The sequence below is a fragment of the Megamonas rupellensis DSM 19944 genome (genome assembly GCF_000378365.1).
GTDB lineage: Bacteria > Bacillota > Negativicutes > Selenomonadales > Selenomonadaceae > Megamonas > Megamonas funiformis.
On record NZ_KB899577.1, the window covers coordinates 1 to 13,911 of the forward strand.

A 13,911-nucleotide genomic window follows, 5' to 3' on the forward strand; every position below is an offset into this window, starting at 1 on the left:
CTACAATATTATAAATAGTGTATTTAACAAGTTTTAAAATTCGGCAAGCTTCACCATCAACTAATTTATATTGAATTTCACAAATGCCACCAGTCGGATTAGCATTTGTATCATCTTCTAAATAAAGTGGAAATGTTCTTTTGACATACTCCCCATGCCTAAAGGCAGGGGATTCTTGGATACAAACGATACTTGCCTACTAAAATAGCAGGTCTTACTATATCTCTCCAAAGAAGGTTGATGCCCCAACCTTCCATATCTAAAAAAATTTATTAATAAAATATATTCTCTCTATCTTATTCTAGATAAATAAAAAAAATCCTATTTACCTAAAATATATCTTTCAATACCATAAGCTACACCATCTTCAAATACTGATGGAACTACAATTTTAGCACTATTTCTAGCTTTTACACTGCCATTTGCCATTGCCATACCCATTCCCACTGTAGATAAAATTTCAATATCATTATCTCCATCGCCAAAAGCATAGCTATCTTTTATATCTATATTCAATAACTCTAAAACCTTTAATGCTCCTGTAGCTTTGGAATTTTCTTTAGCATAGACTTCTAGATGGCAATAATTATGGTTCATATCCTCTACATAAGTCATATCTTCAGGCAAATTCTCTATGATATATTTTCTATCTTCATGTCTAGGTGAATCTATTTCTAATTTATAAACATCTATAGCTTTTTTATCATAATCGAAAGTCAATTGGTCAGCAAAAATTCCGTATTGCCCTAAACGATAGATTAGATATTCAAATTTTTTATCTACATAAGTATGAAAATCTCCTTGTAAGCTATACTGCATATCATGTTCATCACAAATAGATGTGATTTTTTCCACAAAAGATTTTTCAAGTGGCGCTCTATAAATAATCTTATCGTGGAAAAATATAACTGAACCATTGAGCAATACATAGCCATCGAAACCAAAATTTCTTATTTTTTCATCAAGAAAAGCAAGTGAACGACCACTAGCAATAAATACATAATGACCTTGCTCTTGCAATTTACGAATCGCTTTTTGTACGTTTTCACGCATATAACGATAATCTGGATGTGTACCTTCAATCAAAGTTCCATCAATATCAAAAAATACTGCTTTCATAACATACCTCATTACTAAAAATTTTATCTTTATTTTAATAATCTCTTTCAATCAATTCTATTTCTTGCTCTGTAGGATATATTCCATGCTCATAAATTTTTTCATAAATTCTTGGAATATTTTTCAATCTATTATTCATATCTATTATATCAAAGGATGCTAAATCTATATCATCATCTAATAACCATTCACAATAATTTTCATATTCTTCACCACTTTTTTCACTATAGGCTTCAGCAATACTTTTTAATCCATCAATACCACCACAATCTTCAATAATACCATATCCTTTACCTTTTAATACACGTGGTAAATCCTTTTTCGATAATCTTTCATCTATGATAATTTTTTCTAATTTTACATTTATTTCCCAATCATCACCAAAATCATATGTAAATCTAGTTTTAGGCATCATTGGTGTAATAAAGTGTTTCATTTTCACATCAAAAATATTAAAGTCATAAATCCTTTTATCTAATTCATTAGTTTCACTATCAGGTAATCCTATCTTTATTATATTTAATAAAAATTTTCTTGGTATCTCTATATTTTCTCTTCCCAATTCCTTTATTAATTTAGATTTATTCAATTCCATCTTAAATTCAAAATCAAACAAATGATTAGCTCTCATTTCAAAAAGAGTCATAACAATATATGCTAATCTTGCTAAAGAGATATCTTCCGAAACTTGAAAACGACGCCACATTCTTGGTTTATAACCTTTTAATTCAGCATTAAATTGATAAATCGAACAATTTGTCATAATATATTACCTTTTCTTCATTATAATTTTTTAAATTCTTCTTATAAAAATATTTGCATTATCTTTAGGAATATTGTACCATAAAAAAAAACTAAAATATATTAATATATCCGTTGTGCTAGTTAATTTCTAATAATTGTACTGTGTATACTAAAAAGCATTGTTCCAATCTTAGTTGAAATCCTATTAAAGATTTAACACATATTCTTTCTATGTCGAATAGATTTACTCAACTAGAAAAAAATGTTTCTATATATCTTCTCTTTCTTTTTAAATCATTTGTTATTTTTTCATCTTCCCGTATCTTCATATATCCCTTATCTGCAATAACTTTACTACATCTGTATTCACTAAGCAACGTTTTTACCAATGCAGTATCAGTTTTTGAAGCTTTCGTTACAACATATGCTCTTATTAGTCCGTTGTTATCAATTTCAAAATATCCTTTAAATCCGTAATAATACTGTTTTTTTTAGCATTAGCACAAGCCGGCAATGGTAAGCTGTCCATAATCAAATAAGCAGGATTTGGAGAATAGTTTTCAGATAAACTGATACATACGCATGTATTGTAGGGAAAAAAGAGCATTACAGCAAATACGATTAAAACGGGAAAGTTCAAGAATTTGACCTGGTTTAAAAACAATATTTTTCAAAAAGGAATAAAAACGGAATTGATTTGTAATATCTAAAGAAACCTGCCAACATAATAAAGAAAGAATAACAGCATCATTTAATTTTGATTGAGTAACATTTCTACGATATCGAATACGAAGTTAAAATTTGAAATTATTTGATTTACAATGATATTGCTTCAACATTATGCACACTTCTTTGAGTTGGTATACTTAGAAATGTACTCTTGTTAAACCTTTTTTCAAGCTATTTTTTAACTAGCACAACAGGTATATTATTAATAATTTATTATAGAAAGTAGTATGATTTTATGTCGCGCGTTTTTGATAAATTTTATTTTAAGCCTAAACAAACAATTTTAAGTATAGATTCTTTAATTAATGCTTCTCGATCTCATGATGAAAATATTGCTCCTTTTATTAACAACATGTTTTGTCCGGAATGTCTTCAAGCTCAATTAACATTCTGCCATGAAACCTCTAAACATAAAGCTTATTTAAAAAGAATTCCATCATCGAGCCATGCTCCTAATTGTTCATACAATTATAAATATGCCTCTAATTCCAGTATTAAAAAATATATTACCAGTTTATCTTCCAATCAAGTTGAAGATAAATTAAATTCTATTTTACATTTGTTAACGCGAAAAAATATAACAAGTACCTCTTTAATAGATAATTCTAAAGCCAATTCAAATAATCATAAAAATCCTTTATTAGTTTATGATATAAATAATTCTGTTTCTGGCGCTCTACCACAAAAAAAAGTTAATTCTTATTTAGATCCAAATATTATTGGTAATGATATTTATCTTTTCTATGGTGAGAATATTAAAATCAAACAAAATATCATTGATAAAAATAATAAAAAATTTTATCTTTTAGAGTTTAAAGCTAAAAATAAAAACCAAGAATGGACTTCCCGCTTTAAAATATTTAGAAATACTATACGCGATATTATAGATGAAAATGCTGAATATTATATTGCTACAATAGGCACACTAAATTTAAATTATTCAAAATTACAAATATCACCATTACTTCCTAATGCGTTAAAAATTAAACTCATGCCTAAATAAAACTATTTAACTATCCAAATTTAATAAAAAATTACTGAGGTTATATTATGTATCAACTAAAAAACTCAATAAAAAATACCATACACTATTCTTTTCTACTAAGTACAACTAATGCTATAACTCATATTGGTTATGGAATTGATAATAATTATGTTCGCTGTTGTTCTACATCTATTGTTTCTTTCTGTAAAAATAATCCTTAAGAAAAGTTTCATTTTCATATAATCTCTTCTATTATTTCCAAAGAAAATCTCAATAATCTACAAAAATTAGCTGAAAAATATAATATTAACTCATTGTGCTAGTTCATTTTTTATTGTATAAACTAATAAACATTGTTCCAATCTTAATCGAAATCCTAAAATAGATTGTACTCTTATTCTTTCTATATCAAATAAATTTACTAATTTAGAAAATACTGTCTCTATATATTTCCTCTTCTTTTTTAGAAATTTACTATTTTCTTGTTTCTTTTCTTTCATATTTTTTCTTGATGGTGTCCAAAACCATATTCCTTCTTTTTCCAATTTCTTTTTTAATTCATTACTTAGATATCCTTGGTCTGCTAAAATATATTGACATCTATATTGTCTTAACAAATCTTCTACCATTTTTATATCATGTTTAGATGCTTTACTCAATGTATATGCCCAAATGTATCCATCACTTCCTACTTCAAAGCTACCTTTCAATCCATAATAATATTGCTTTTTAGTGGCATTATAGCCAATATCTGCATAATCTGTAAGTACTTTACATCTTTTATTACGAAGAGGTTGACATAATGGTAGTGGTAAACTGTCAATAATTGTGTATTTAGGATTATTTGAATGTTGTTTTAATATACCAATACGTATCCATTGCAAAAAACAAAAAGCATTATTGCAAATACGATTAAAACGTGAACGCTCAGGAAGAGAAGATTTAGGAAAAATATTATTTTGCAAAAAGTAATAAAAACGAAGCTGAGTAGTAATTTTAAGCTCAACTTGCCAACAAAGTAAAGAAATAACAAGGACATCATCTAATTTACAGTGCTGAATATTTCTGCGATGGCGAATAGAAGAAGGAACATATTTTTGGTATAAAGGTTGAATAAATTTGTACCAATTTAATAAATGGGATTGAAATTTTAAAGTATTTAGCTTACAATGAGATTGGTTCAACATTAGATACACTTCTTTGTGATGAAATACTTAGAAATGTACTCTTGTTGAACTTTTTTTGCAAGTAAAAATTTTAACTAGCACAATACGTAAGATCTAATTATATTAATGGAGGTTTCATTATGTCAAAAGAGAAGATTATATCTAGTCTAGATAATCTTATTTTTGCTTGTCTAGTTATTTATTCATTAACTTTTATTACTAATATTAATACCAAATTTTTATTTTTCGCTTTTTATATATGTATTTTAAAATTATTTTTTATTAAACCCAAAATTAATTTATCCACAAAACATATTCATTTTATAATATTATTTATCACCTGTTTATTTATATCTCTTATATCTAATAACTTATTACAATTAGATAATATTACTGAATATAAATCTGATGTTCTAAATCCTCTAATTGGACTAATTATATTTTTTATTTATAAAATAACCTATAAGAAATTTTTAATATTATTATCAACTTTTTCTATTTCATTATCTATAAATGCCTTAATTATTTTATATCATTCTTATTTAGGAGAAGTTGGTCGTCCTGTAGGATTATGTGATTTTCATTATATGTTTTTAGCTGGTGTTAATTTATTAATAATACCATTTATTCTAACTTATTCTCTAAATAAAACTACATATTATAATAAATTACATTGGTTATTTCGTTTTACTATTTTTATAAATATTCCTGCTTTAATATTTGAAAATACTCGTATTGTTTGGTTAGCTTTTTGTATCATTTTTCCATTAGTAATTTTCCTAGGAATAAAAAATAAATTCAAAGCATTTCTTATCATTTGCTGTATAGCTATCTATAGCTTTGGAATCTTCCAAATGTCTCCACAATCCACAAATAGATTAGAAAGTATTACTAATAATAGCTATGAAAACCAACCTAATTATGAACGTTTATTAATGTGGCAATCAGCTTCTAATATGTTTATTGAACATCCTATTTTTGGTGTAGGCTATGGAAATTACTATACTAACTATATTTCAGAATATCGTTCTCCTTTAGCCAGAGAATACCAACGTCACCCACACAATACGTTCTTAGAGAAATTATCTGAAGCTGGTATTTTAGGAGGTATTAGTTATTTATTGCTAATATTATATTTTATTTTTAATAGCGTAAAAACTTTTATAAAAAACAAAAATCCTATTAATTTATCTTATTTAGCTTGCATATTAGCATATTCTATTGGTTGCTTAACAGATTGTTTATATTCATCATACAATTTAAAAGAATTAACTTATATATTTTACTTATTTACAGGAATATATTTGATTTTAAATTCTTATATAAAACAGGAGCATCAATATGAATAAAATTAGTATTATTATTCCTATTTATAACGTAGAACAATATTTACCACAATGTTTAGATAGTATTATTAATCAAACATATAAAAATTTGGAAATTATTTTGATAAATGATGGTTCTACTGACAATTCTGGTAAAATTTGTGACAATTATGCTAAAGTAGATAATCGCATCCATGTTTTTCATAAAAAAAATGAAGGTGTTAGTTCTGCTCGTAATCTAGGATTAGAGAAGTGTACTGGTGATTTTATAGGTTTTGTTGACCCAGATGATTTTATAGAACTTAATATGTACGAACTACTCTATAATGAACAACAAAAAACAAATGCCGATATTATCTGGTGTAACTATTGTAAAATATCATCTACAGGTAATATTATTTATCTAGGAGAAATAAATAATAACACTTTCTATGATTTAAGTCTAAAAAACAATAAAAAAATTTTTTCTAAAAACTTTTATTATATATTAAACATGAAAACATATATATGGAATAAATTATTTAAAAGAAAACTTTTTTATAATATTCGATTTCCATTAAAAAAAACTTTTGAAGATTTATTCATCTTTATGAGTTTAATTCTACAAACAAATACTATACAATTTATTTCTAAAACATTATATTATTATAGACAACGAGATACTAGTCTATGTGCAACATTTAATACATCAAAATTTAGTCTAGATTTTATCGAAGCAAGTATTATCTTTGGTATAGACTACAATTATTTCTACAATTCGAAGAAAGAATTAAATTTATATTTATTTAACATTTATCGTATAGCATTAAAAAATATTCTATTTAATAAACATAGAAATAAATTTCAAATACAAGAAAAAATAATTATAAAAGAAAGCAGAAAATTATTATATTCAAATTTACCATTTAAATACAAATTGGATATCATTCGAAGATGTTTAAATGTAAACCTATATTATAAAATGAAAATTAATTTTTCAACAAAAAAATTAAACTTTTAATATAAATATATTTTTTCAACATATATATTATATAGTAAAAATTTAATTTTATACTTTATTTTTCTATTATTAAAATTTTTTCTTAATCTAAAAAATAAAATAATATTTAAACTTATGAGGTATCTATGAACTTGATAAATTCTATAAAAAATACAATTACATTCGATTATAATACTAAAAAAAATAATTTTTCTTGTATTCATATTGGTTATGGCATTGATAACAATTTTGCACGATGTACAGGGACATCAATAACTTCTTTTTGTATAAATAACCCATCAAATAATTTTCATTTTCATATTCTTATATCGAACATATCCTCTGACAATATTATTAAATTTAAACTTTTATCTAAAAAATATTCTACTATTATTACTATATATGAAATTGATACATTTTTTTTAGAAAATTTAAATTTGCCAACAAAACAATATTGGAAATTACCTACTTATTTTCGATTTATTTTACCTCAAATTTTAAAAGAATATACAAAATTATTCTATATTGATGCTGATATAATTTGCATAAATGATGCTACCTCTTTATTTAATATAAATTTAGATAATAATATTATTGCTGCTGTTGCTGAACCTAATAATAAAATAATACTACAAAGATGTTCTACTCTAAATTTAAAAAGAAATATATATTTTAATGCCGGTATGTTAATTATTAATATAAAAAAATGGAATCAATTAGATATTTTTAAAAAATTAATACTAGAATTACAAACTAATCCTGATAAACTAGAATGTTTAGATCAAGATGCATTAAATATCGTTTTACAAGATAATGTCAAATATATTCAAGACTATTATAATTATCTCATTTTATATAATAGAGGTAAAAACTTAACACTCACTAATTCTAAAATTATATTATTACATTTTGCAGCTATACCTAAACCATGGCATTTAGCATGGACATTAAGTCCTAATTGTAATTCATTTACCAAAAATATTTATAAAAATTATGAAGATAATTCTCCTTGGAAAAATACTCCTTTAGTTATACCTTCTCATTATAAAGATATTCGTCGTTATGCTAAATATCTAAAACAACATAAATTATATTTAAAAAGCTTAAAATGGTATATAAAATATTCCATTGCTAAAATAAAACAACTTTATATTAAATAATACATTAGTACACACATCATAATTACTAGATATCTTTCATTAATAATTTTCCTATATCTATAACATTACTATTTTTCATTAATTTAATATAATTTTTATTATGATCTGTATTTATTAAATTCATAAAACTCATCGCTTTTTTACTACCATTAGAAAATTTATTAACATTTAATAATGCGGATGATTGATAACTTATTACTGATTTTAACTTAGAATTTGAAGCAAATAATAATTCAGCCGGTTCTATTCCATTATATATTTTTAACTGTTTAAAATTATTTTTATAATATTCTAGTTTTTCTTTGCTATCATTAGGATGAGGTTTATAATACAATACAGCTTTATTTCCTATTGATAATAATATTTTTTTTAAGCATTGTACTTCTTTTTCAATTGTAAATAAACCTTTTTCTACCATTGGTTGACTTAAATATAATATACTTTCTTCTTGAAATACTTCTTTTAATAACTGCTGAGATTTTAAATTTTGCATTGCTTGATTTATCATTTCAACAGTTATTTCTTTTGTCGCAGGCGATTTTCTCTGTAAAAGCCATGGTTGATACATGATATCTAATTTCCCTGCAGGACTTTCACCTTCTGCTTCTGTATTAATATACATATTTCCTTGTATTCCTGATATCCACTTTAATAAATATGTTTTTACTTTATGAAATAATGCATGACTCTTTTTACGCCTTCTATTTTCATTAATATATGAATATACACCATCTTCAAAACGATAAAATTCATTTTTACCAACAGCCATTACTAGTAATTGATTTACAGGAGATATATCTACCCCAATAAAAACTCTATCAATATTTAAGGGTTTAATATTTTTTTTTACATAATTAGCTTGTTTACGATAAGATTCTTTTTTATTTCTACTAGATAACCAATCTAATAATAAAAAAACTTGTTTATATCCACATTTTGTAGTTGACATATATGTCATTAACTCATTTATTTTCCATTTTTCATATCCATGAGGATGCATTAACACCAAATAATTTTCATCATTCTCATAAATACTATGTGTCAATATAAAGCAAGTTAATAAATGATATGGTGTATTTACTACAAATAAATTTTTCATAATTTATTTCCTCTATAATTTACTTTTTATTTTATAAACAGCATACTTTAAATACCAATATATTGATTTTAATTTTTTATTATATATAGCATAAGATTTTCCCATATGTTTCATTTGCTTATATGTCTTAGGTTCATCTAATGGTACATTTTTCCATAAAGAAATATTTGCATACTTCTCAAAAAATTTTTTTACTGGATGCATACACCATTTTTGCCACGGTTTAAATTTACCTACATAATGTAAAAAAACTACATCAGATGGTATATTATATATATATCTATTATGTTTATGCCTAACATCAAATTCATAATTATATATTTTATCCATATATATACATTTATTTTCTAAAATAATATTTAATATATCTTGATCATTAAACATAAATTTTTTCTTACTTTTTAATAAATTTAATATTTTATCATTAATATCATTTTTTATCCATTCTTTTATATTTATATACATGACTCCTGCATTAAAATATTTATTAGATATAAGTCCCAATTCTTTTATTTGTTGTTTTTCTACATATTTATTAGCCTCTTCTATTACTCCTACAATATTATCATCTATATTAAAATTTTTTAATAATTTAATACTATTAAGACATATAATATCTGCATCTAAATACAATACTTTATCTGTTATATCTTTTAAAATATTTGGTATTAAAAATCTATTATATGTTGCATGACTAATATATTCTGTTTTGGGTAAATTTTTAAATATATTTTCATCTATAACATATATATTTATTACAATATTATTATTTATTGCGAACTCTTGAACAATTTTTTCATTATCTTTTTTTATTTTTTTAATAATTATGTGAAATATTATATTTTCATCTCTATTATTTTCTAAAATAGATGTCATTAATACGCCTAGTGGTCTTATAAAATCATCATCTATACCAAAAACAATATGAAAATAATCATTTTTAATATCATTATTACCATAAACTATCTTTTTTTTTATTATATTCATTTTTTACTCCAAGTATATATTTATTTTTTTACTATATTCTTTTTTATATGATAATGCATATATATCACTTAATAGATTAATAATTATATTTGTTTTATTTAAATTCATTTTTTTAAATTCATTTTCTATTAAATTTTTATTTAAACTAAAAGCTTTTATCCATCCTTTATATCTAGCTATCCATCTAATTTTCTTTAATAAATTTGAAGATAAATATCCTACTTGATAACGGTATATTGCATATCCATAAGGATTTTTATAATATAATTTTTCACCTTGTTTTGTATAACCATCTTGTTTATACTCAAATAAATAAAATACATCATTTATTAATTTAATAGGCTTATCATAAGAAATTTGATAATATAACACATTTTCAGTAACAAATTTTTCATTTTCAAATACAGGAAAACTATATTGTTTTAATATTCTACTTATCCATATTAAAACTAATTCTCCTCTATATTTATGTTTTTCATATAAATCAAAAAACGATATTTTTCTCTTATCATCTATCCAACGTTTCCCCGTAGGATTTCCTGATAAATCACCTCTTCTCGAACAATATGCTACAAAATCAATTTCATTATTACTATCATTTTTCCAATAATTAATAATTATTTCTACTGCATTATTTGTTAATATATCATCTGAATCTACACATACAAATAATTCTGTATTGCATAATTCTACTGCCTTATTATGTGCTACATGTTTTCCTGAATTTTTTTGATATATATATTGTATTTCTATCTTATTTTCTTTTTTCCATTTATTTACTAACTCTTTAGTATTATCGCTAGAACCATCATCTATTATTAACCATAAAAAATTTTTATTTATTTGTTCACATAAAGACTTATATAAATCTAGTAACAGTTCTGCCCTATTATATGTAGGTGTAAAAATAGTTAAATATTTCATATTATATCTTTTATCCTTCTCTCATAATTTTTATACATAAGCTCTAAATTAAACTGCTCATGAATGAATTTATCTGCTTCTTTTACTAAAAGATTTCTTAAAGTTATATCTTCTTTCAACTTTATGATATTATCAGCTAAATCGAATTCATTATTTTCTTCAACTAATAATCCTGTTTTATTATCTAAAATAATTTCATTCACTCCGGCTACATTAGTTGCTATTATTGAGGTTTTTGAAGCCATTGCCTCACATAATACTAATGGTAACCCTTCATAATGTGTTGCTAATACAAAAACATCTAATTTAGGAAGTATTTCTTTAATATTCCCTTCAATTATTTTTATATTCTCTCTCAAATTATGTTCAACAATATATTGTTCGCATTTTTTTCTAGTTTTGCCTACACCCATTAATACTAAATTTATATTTTCTTGCTTTTCTTTTACCAAATATTCTATAGCTTTTATTAAAGTCATTTGATCTTTTTGTTTACTAAAACGTGCAACCATTCCTACAGTAAATATATCATGCTTTTCTTTTATTAAATCAAACTTATTGATATCTATACCATTATATATCACTTCAACTTTATTTTCATCTATACCTTGTTTAATTAAATGATTTGCTACACCTTTTGATACGCAAATATACTTATCTGTATATTTATCTAACTTTTTTGTTAAATATCTTCTAAACGGAGTATACTTTTCTGTATTATGTTCCACATGAATCAACTTTACTTCTATCTTAGCATAAGCCAACGCTAATTTTGTCCAAATATGTGTACTATATCCATGAACAATAATCAAATCTGGTTTACTATGTCTTATAAATTCACCCAATGATAAAATATAATCTATAGTACATCTATCTTTTATGACAATTATTCCTTTTAAATCAGTATTATTATATTTACGAAAAATATCTATTATTTCATATCCTTTAGTTTTTAAATAATTACTTATATCTATCGCAATATTCAAAGAACCTGATGGATTTCCCGAAACTATACTTAAAATTTTTTTCAATTAATTCACTTCCCTATGATTTTACCATCCAATTACCATCCAATTACCATCCAATTACCTTCTTTAAATTCAAGGACTTTCAGCTCTTACCATCCAATTACCATCCAATTACCATCCAATTACCATCCAATTAATTTCCCATTCTTAATCTATCTGCTAATTTTTGTACTCCTACATAAAGTTCTAGTTTTGTTAATGATTTTGAATATGCTCTACCTCGTCCATTACCTGTAATTACTATTAGGTCAGTATCACTTAATTCTTTTATTGCTCTTTGAAATACATATTTACTAAGTTTTAATTCTTCTTTTAACTCTTTTGCTGTATATTTATTTTTACCATTTTTATCAATATAAGTAAAAATCAACTTAGCTTCCTTTGATAAATTCGGATATGTAGAAATTACATCTACTCTCCATATTTTTATATTTGTTTCCTTAAAATTAGTTTCTACTTGTGGTTGTTTAAAACTATTAGTAATTGCAAAATCAAATATTTCTGGTCCGCCAGAACCTGCTCTCTCTGATAAACCTAATCTTCTAAATAATGTCATTATTACGGTATTTCTTGGACATGAATTTCCACCTTTTATAAATTCTTCTGTAGAAACTAACATCATTCCTGGATTATTAAATTCATAATAATTACTATATACATTAACAATTATAGATGATGTACTCACATAATAATCAGCATGGACAATCATATTTATTAATGCCTCTCGTAAAATCACTAGTAAATTTTCTGGAGATTTTCTTATTAAATTTTTCTCCAATTCAAAATCATCTTTTATTGTACTTTGTAATTTCTCCATTATAAGAAAAAAATAATTCATTAAATTTAAATTTAAAAAGGACATATCATCGGAAGCTACTCTATCATTCCATCTCGCATTATTTCCTCTTCTATCAAAATAATCTAAATGAAAATGCGGAAATCTATTTATTATAGCATCTATTTTTCCAAAAAATAATAAACCACCTTCTGTTATATAATATTTATTATCATTATAATCTAATTTTAAGGCTCCCATTTGTATTAAGAATTTTAATATATCCATATCCAAATACTTTTTATCATGTGTATGCTCAAAAATGTGTTGTCTATACTTTTGTATAGATAATAAATCTAAATCTCTTTCTATTGTATAATTTTTTAATAAGCCTACATCTTGAGCTAAATTTCTATTTCTCAATAGTATTTGTAACTGTTCTATATTAACTTTTACATCTGCTGAATTTAACCTAATATATGTATTTGTTAATACATTATTTAAATAAATAGGTTTCTGTTGATGAGTTGCTTCTGGTACATTAATAATAATTATTGATTTACCTTCTATTTCCTCTATTTGTACATCTTTATTAGATAAAAGATTATAATTTACTTTATTAGTATTTGATATACAGGTCCAAAAATCATCACATACTTTAGCTGGGTTTTCAACACCTGTAATTATAAATTTGTTTTCCTTTATATTTTTTATTTCAGTAATACCTAAAATAATTTTACCACCATGTGTATTTGCAAATGCACTATATGTTGACCAAACATCTTTCGGCAAATTTCTTTTACACTGTTTACATTCTATATCTTGATTTTCTGCTTCTAAATTATTTATAAAAGTAATTATATTTTCTTCTGTCTTCATTTAACATTAATA

At 23.9% G+C, this 13,911-nt stretch carries 14 protein-coding genes; 4 read left to right on the forward strand and 10 right to left on the reverse strand.

All coding sequences use genetic code 11. The features are described 5' to 3' along the window. Nucleotides 1–321: 321 nt before the first annotated feature. The 4 genes from F553_RS0105860 to F553_RS12675 form a co-directional block, all read right to left on the reverse strand. A complete protein-coding gene (locus F553_RS0105860) occupies nucleotides 322–1,119 on the reverse strand; it encodes a Cof-type HAD-IIB family hydrolase (RefSeq protein ID WP_018999374.1) in 798 nt (265 codons plus the stop codon). Between the two features lie 34 nt (nucleotides 1,120–1,153). Then, nucleotides 1,154–1,882 (reverse strand): plasmid pRiA4b ORF-3 family protein, encoded by a 729-nt coding sequence (locus F553_RS0105865; protein ID WP_018999375.1) that lies wholly within the window; start codon nucleotides 1,880–1,882, stop codon nucleotides 1,154–1,156. Between the two features lie 229 nt (nucleotides 1,883–2,111). Continuing rightward, nucleotides 2,112–2,315 carry a transposase gene (locus tag F553_RS12670; protein WP_341871231.1) on the reverse strand — a complete coding sequence of 68 codons (204 nt, stop codon included), beginning with the start codon at nucleotides 2,313–2,315 and terminating at the stop codon, nucleotides 2,112–2,114. After that, nucleotides 2,297–2,503: a hypothetical protein gene (locus tag F553_RS12675; protein ID WP_244263937.1), complete on the reverse strand. Its 207-nt coding sequence runs from the start codon at nucleotides 2,501–2,503 to the stop codon at nucleotides 2,297–2,299. The genes F553_RS12670 and F553_RS12675 overlap by 19 nt, the downstream gene beginning before the upstream one ends. Before the next feature lie 324 nt (nucleotides 2,504–2,827). On the opposite strand from F553_RS12675, the gene F553_RS0105870 reads away from it, so the two are divergent. After that, complete coding sequence (locus tag F553_RS0105870) at nucleotides 2,828–3,595, forward strand: hypothetical protein (RefSeq protein ID WP_018999376.1); 768 nt, start codon at nucleotides 2,828–2,830, stop codon at nucleotides 3,593–3,595. Nucleotides 3,596–3,888: 293 nt separating this feature from the next. On the opposite strand, the gene F553_RS0105875 is transcribed toward F553_RS0105870, so the two are convergent. Next, nucleotides 3,889–4,764 carry an IS982 family transposase gene (locus F553_RS0105875; protein WP_018999377.1) on the reverse strand — a complete coding sequence of 292 codons (876 nt, stop codon included), beginning with the start codon at nucleotides 4,762–4,764 and terminating at the stop codon, nucleotides 3,889–3,891. Between the two features lie 119 nt (nucleotides 4,765–4,883). Here F553_RS0105875 and F553_RS0105880 point away from each other — a divergent pair, with 119 nt between their 5' ends. The 3 genes from F553_RS0105880 to F553_RS12095 all read left to right on the forward strand — a co-directional run bounded on the left by F553_RS0105880 (nucleotide 4,884) and on the right by F553_RS12095 (nucleotide 8,207). After that, nucleotides 4,884–6,092 carry an O-antigen ligase family protein gene (locus tag F553_RS0105880; protein ID WP_008539635.1) on the forward strand — a complete coding sequence of 403 codons (1,209 nt, stop codon included), beginning with the start codon at nucleotides 4,884–4,886 and terminating at the stop codon, nucleotides 6,090–6,092. Further along, the gene (locus F553_RS12200) at nucleotides 6,085–7,068 is read left to right on the forward strand and encodes a glycosyltransferase family 2 protein (protein WP_018999378.1); all 984 of its coding nucleotides are present in this window, start codon (nucleotides 6,085–6,087) and stop codon (nucleotides 7,066–7,068) included. Before F553_RS0105880 ends, F553_RS12200 begins: the two co-directional genes overlap by 8 nt. A gap of 131 nt (nucleotides 7,069–7,199) precedes the next feature. Continuing rightward, nucleotides 7,200–8,207: a glycosyltransferase family 8 protein gene (locus F553_RS12095; RefSeq protein ID WP_167319314.1), complete on the forward strand. Its 1,008-nt coding sequence runs from the start codon at nucleotides 7,200–7,202 to the stop codon at nucleotides 8,205–8,207. A gap of 25 nt (nucleotides 8,208–8,232) precedes the next feature. On the opposite strand, the gene F553_RS0105895 is transcribed toward F553_RS12095, so the two are convergent. The 5 genes from F553_RS0105895 to F553_RS0105915 all read right to left on the reverse strand — a co-directional run bounded on the left by F553_RS0105895 (nucleotide 8,233) and on the right by F553_RS0105915 (nucleotide 13,899). Then, a complete protein-coding gene (locus F553_RS0105895; protein ID WP_018999380.1) occupies nucleotides 8,233–9,306 on the reverse strand; it encodes a glycosyltransferase family 52 in 1,074 nt (357 codons plus the stop codon). A gap of 12 nt (nucleotides 9,307–9,318) precedes the next feature. Next, a complete protein-coding gene (locus F553_RS0105900; protein ID WP_018999381.1) occupies nucleotides 9,319–10,293 on the reverse strand; it encodes a glycosyltransferase family 8 protein in 975 nt (324 codons plus the stop codon). Between the two features lie 3 nt (nucleotides 10,294–10,296). Beyond that, complete coding sequence (locus F553_RS11735; RefSeq protein WP_018999382.1) at nucleotides 10,297–11,217, reverse strand: glycosyltransferase family 2 protein; 921 nt, start codon at nucleotides 11,215–11,217, stop codon at nucleotides 10,297–10,299. Next, nucleotides 11,214–12,248 carry a glycosyltransferase family 4 protein gene (locus F553_RS0105910; RefSeq protein WP_018999383.1) on the reverse strand — a complete coding sequence of 345 codons (1,035 nt, stop codon included), beginning with the start codon at nucleotides 12,246–12,248 and terminating at the stop codon, nucleotides 11,214–11,216. The genes F553_RS11735 and F553_RS0105910 overlap by 4 nt, the downstream gene beginning before the upstream one ends. Before the next feature lie 130 nt (nucleotides 12,249–12,378). Further along, nucleotides 12,379–13,899 carry an RNA/DNA-binding domain-containing protein gene (locus F553_RS0105915; RefSeq protein ID WP_018999384.1) on the reverse strand — a complete coding sequence of 507 codons (1,521 nt, stop codon included), beginning with the start codon at nucleotides 13,897–13,899 and terminating at the stop codon, nucleotides 12,379–12,381. Nucleotides 13,900–13,911: the final 12 nt, after the last annotated feature.